The 4,221-nt window shown below is 32.8% G+C and carries 7 protein-coding genes and 1 pseudogene; 3 read left to right on the forward strand and 5 right to left on the reverse strand.

Features of this window, described 5'->3' with window-relative positions:
* The 3 genes and pseudogenes from V7164_RS19195 to V7164_RS19205 form a co-directional block, all read left to right on the forward strand.
* Window positions 1–194, forward strand: a pseudogene (locus V7164_RS19195) (hypothetical protein); the annotation flags it as partial.
* A gap of 136 nt (window positions 195–330) precedes the next feature.
* A complete protein-coding gene (locus tag V7164_RS19200) occupies window positions 331–1,287 on the forward strand; it encodes a hypothetical protein (protein ID WP_335354933.1) in 957 nt (318 codons plus the stop codon).
* 95 nt (window positions 1,288–1,382) lie between these two features.
* Window positions 1,383–1,676, forward strand: coding sequence for a hypothetical protein (locus tag V7164_RS19205; RefSeq protein WP_335354934.1), 294 nt, complete (start codon window positions 1,383–1,385; stop codon window positions 1,674–1,676).
* A 14-nt stretch (window positions 1,677–1,690) separates the two neighbouring features.
* On the opposite strand, the gene V7164_RS19210 is transcribed toward V7164_RS19205, so the two are convergent.
* From V7164_RS19210 to V7164_RS19230, 5 genes are all read right to left on the reverse strand, one after another.
* Window positions 1,691–2,530, reverse strand: coding sequence for an N-acetylmuramoyl-L-alanine amidase family protein (locus tag V7164_RS19210; protein ID WP_335354935.1), 840 nt, complete (start codon window positions 2,528–2,530; stop codon window positions 1,691–1,693).
* Window positions 2,531–2,544: 14 nt separating this feature from the next.
* Complete coding sequence (locus V7164_RS19215; protein ID WP_335354936.1) at window positions 2,545–2,778, reverse strand: holin; 234 nt, start codon at window positions 2,776–2,778, stop codon at window positions 2,545–2,547.
* Window positions 2,778–3,062: a hypothetical protein gene (locus V7164_RS19220; RefSeq protein ID WP_335354937.1), complete on the reverse strand. Its 285-nt coding sequence runs from the start codon at window positions 3,060–3,062 to the stop codon at window positions 2,778–2,780. Before V7164_RS19220 ends, V7164_RS19215 begins: the two co-directional genes overlap by 1 nt.
* Window positions 3,063–3,158: 96 nt before the next feature.
* A complete protein-coding gene (locus tag V7164_RS19225; RefSeq protein WP_335354938.1) occupies window positions 3,159–3,524 on the reverse strand; it encodes a hypothetical protein in 366 nt (121 codons plus the stop codon).
* 238 nt (window positions 3,525–3,762) lie between these two features.
* Window positions 3,763–4,071 carry a hypothetical protein gene (locus V7164_RS19230; RefSeq protein ID WP_335354939.1) on the reverse strand — a complete coding sequence of 103 codons (309 nt, stop codon included), beginning with the start codon at window positions 4,069–4,071 and terminating at the stop codon, window positions 3,763–3,765.
* Window positions 4,072–4,221 lie beyond the last annotated feature (150 nt).

Below are 4,221 nucleotides of genomic sequence, written 5' to 3' on the forward strand. Positions count from 1 at the left end.
CTGTTAATTCTTTAGAAGTTGTAGAATTAACAAGTTATTTAAAGAGTGATAATATAGAAAGCTACACATTCAAACCAGACAATTTTGAAATAATTTTTTATATAGACAAACAATCAGTAATTTCCTTTCCAGACTTCACAAAGGAAGAAGTTGTTATCAATGTTCTTACAGAGATTTCTGAAACAATGTATTAGGTGGAAGTCAATAATTTTAATTATTATTCCATTTTTTATACTTGCAAAAATGAATATCCAAATTAGTGACATCAAGAATAACTATGATAATTATAAAGATATCATTGAATTGCTCAGCTGGCTATTTGGTGGAATAATGAGTTTAGTAGGTATTTCTACTTTATTTTTAGCATTTACTTATGAAAATAAGTTAATAATAGCTTCTAAAGATTATAAAAGGATCTTAAAGCCATACTCTCTTACAACCGATGAATTAAGAAATACATTAATAAATTATAAAAATAGTTTAGCTGAGGATAAAATTTTGAAACTTTTATACAGAAGTTTCATAATTATTTCATTTGTAATTATTTTAGTTTGGGGTTCAGTTGTTAGTTTTTATACACAATTTAGATTTTCATTTCAAATTGATTTAACTATAGGCTCTTTATTAGTATTCGGTGTTTATTCATTTTTTGCCATTCTTGTAATAGCATTATTACTTTTAGCTATAGCAATAAAATTGGTGCGACTAAATAAGGATCCTTTAGATAATGGTTATCTGCCTTCAACAATAACTATATGTGACATTGACCATTTGATTGAGAAGAAGGGTGATCTTAAAGAATTTTTTTATATTAACTCCCCTTCCCTTGATTTTTTTAAAAATCCCGCTGGAAATGCAGAAAAGTACGAACTAGTATTTAATCTCCCCATTAAGGTTTATAATCTTAGGTTTACACTTAAGTTATATGATTCTGATCAAAAAAGTGTTGCCTTAATATACGGTAGATTAACCAATGAATTAACTTCTCCGGATGAAGTTGGAGATAATTATATGTATACTTTAACAACCGATCTTGAAAAAGCAATTTATGACAAACTTGATAATACAAACAGCTTAGGGATTCTCAAAATTTATAACAAAGAACATAAAATATCCGCGAAATATCGATGTGTTTATAAAAGGGAAAATGATTACAATTACAGGTACATGCTCCACCAAAAAATCCCATTCGATGAAACAACTATTGATAATGATTCCAACCTTCTAAGAAGCCATGGAACCGAAAATAAAATAAAGTATCAAAATGAAATAGCAACATCCAATTAAAAACAAAGTATTTCTCATAAACGGCATATTCACAAATACGTCACAAGGACTTCCCTCCTATTTGCCTAATATATGGGTAAAGGAGGGATTGTTTTATGAGTCGCATGTTAGAAGAACACGAAATTGTTGATGTCATCACTAGCCCTTATACAGATAAAGCAATTGTAATAATAGGTGAAGAGGATACTTTGTTACATTTTTACGCCGCTGAAACTGACCCTGAAAATGAAGAAAATCTAAAAATAACCCAGCATCTCCAATCATTCCAATTTTTCACAAAGCAGCAAGCAGACGATTTTGCAGAGAACATTACAACTATGTCAGCACTTGAACTTATAGTAGCAACCGGCAAAGCAATATATACATTTAAAGAAGCCCCTACACATTGAGTAAGGGCTTTTCCTTATCTAAATAGTTCTGCAGCTCTCGCTAATAATGCCTTAGAAGGTGTTTCATATTTAATGTATCCGTCCATCTTTGTGATCCAGTGGTTTGCACCAACATCATATTGGCCTCCGTAATCCTCACGATAACCATACACACGATATTGCTCGTCTGGTTGTAGGATGCTGACCATTTTCAATTTACCGCCTGCATCTTCTGTCCACAAATTGATTGGTTTTAGAATAGTTATTCTACCAATCTGCCCTTTCTTAAACTCTGTCTTCCCCCACATTAGGACTGATTGAGCTTTTGACTTTAGGTTTAATGCTTGTACTAATCCATTTACATGACCTTGTGCTATTGCTTTCAAAAAGTCATCATCTTTGAGTAATGCTGCATCTGCTGCTCTATCTATAAATAAAGTCTCAGACAATACAGATGGCATATTGGACTCTCTTAACATGTGGAAGTTTTCAGCCTTTGCTTTACGGTCAACTACACTATAATCTTTAATCTCCTTCATTACAGCAGAGTGGATAGCTGCCTGTATAATCCCAGAAACTGAACTAGTTGATTGTGATGAATGTCTAAAATCCTCATAGCCGGTACCGCCCCCTGCGTTAATGTGGACAGACAATAGAAAATCGGCTAACCATTCATTCGCCATATCAGTACGTTGTTTGAGCGATAAAGTTTGGTCTCCTTCACGACTGAGTTTTACTTGGGTGTTTTCGTATCCTATTAGCAAATCTCGAATATATCTAGAAATTTGCAGTGTCATATCTTTCTCTAGAAGTCCGTTCCCTACTGCTCCCGGGTCCGTACCGCCGTGCCCTGGATCAATAAATATTTTAACCATGTAAATTCACCTCCTTATTTTTTTGTAACAATTTTTGATTGATCAAACAAACCAGAAGCTGATAAACCAATCATTAATCCAAACATAATTTTGTCCTGAAGTGTCACTACATCTACATAAAAAATACCCGCTATTAATCCAAGTAAAACGGAAACAGCAGGTAAATATTTTTCCGGCAAAAAGCCCAATCTTTTAATAAGTTCAGTCAATGCCAATACAACAGTAATAATAATCGCAAATTCAAACATTATTTATCAATCTCCTTTTCCATATTGTCTACTCGCTTATGAAGCGATTTATTAGACTCTTCTACCCTCGTAACACGTTCTCCCAATTGTTGCATTTGCTTTTCATTTGCCTTAAAATCGATTCTTATATCATCCACACCTTTTCTGATATAACCTAACTCGGCTTTTAATTCTGCACTCTCTTGCCCATCCGATCTAATGGCCTTTGATTTATTAAGTGAGTAGCCTAAGAATGCTATAGATACTGAAAGAACTGATATTAAGACCCCTAATTCGATTGTCATTTATTCACCATCCTAAACAAAATAGCCCCGATCGGTTCGAGGCATCTAAATTCTTGATGACAATATAAAAAAGCCCTTTAACAGGACTCTTACCAATTAATTATTTATTACCTTCATTCCAGTTAGTATAATTTTGGCATCGCTATTTAAATAAACAATGATGTCTTCTCTCAAGAATAACTTTGCATTTTCTTTAAGCATTACCTTTATTCCTCTTAAATCAAATTTATAGGCATATGCATTAATTGCATTAATAACGGTGAGTTCCTTTCTGGATAAGGGTTCAACGCCGGAGTTTAATTGTTCTATTAGGAAATTTAGAATCTCTCTTGCATTACCTTTCAGTAATTGCTTTCTACCTTCTAGAACACCAATATTTTCCTCAATGTATTTTCTTGCTGAAACATAATCAAATTCATTAACACATTGATTTATTTTATTTACAAGCTCATCCAATTTCATTTACCCATCTCCTATTCACTCTCCAAAAGTATCTCTTTTTAATAAAATGATAACCTTGTTTTTTGAATGGGTAAATAGACATAGTTAAAAAGTATCAAAAATAATCCCGATCGGTTCGGGGAAAACTGTGATCATCATGAAATAAAAAGAGGACTGAATTTCTCAGTCCCCACACATTTATTAATATAACTCTTTATACACAATTACTATTAATGCCGTTAATTCTTAGAAAAGGTAATTAATAATCTTCTAGATATAATATTCTAAATTTCAACTCGTCATTGGCATCTAAAACCCCAATGACAATCTGATTATCTTCAGTCAATGTGACATACCTTAAAGTTTCATCACCTTCGGTCATAAAGTTTGTATCCGAAGGTGTCTCCATCTTTGCAAAGACAGATTGTGTGTATTCAAGTGGAAGAATATCATCTATTCCTTCTTCTGGCCTATCGAGCCACTTAAACATGAAATCTTTCAATTTCATTTGTTCAATTATTGATAAACTTTTCTTAAATACTAGTTGGTTTACAGTTACTTCTTTCAACTTTACCACTCCTTAATAGTAGGTAAAGTTTATACGTAAAGAATCCTAACAACAAGGATATTCTAATGACAATCGCTTTACATTTTAATTACTTGCTAAGTCACCTCGCTGGGTGTTAGTTGCTGCACATTATCGTCCGTTTGCGACATA

This window comes from Bacillus sp. JJ1474, from assembly GCF_036965225.1.
In the GTDB taxonomy this organism is placed as follows: domain Bacteria; phylum Bacillota; class Bacilli; order Bacillales; family Cytobacillaceae; genus Cytobacillus.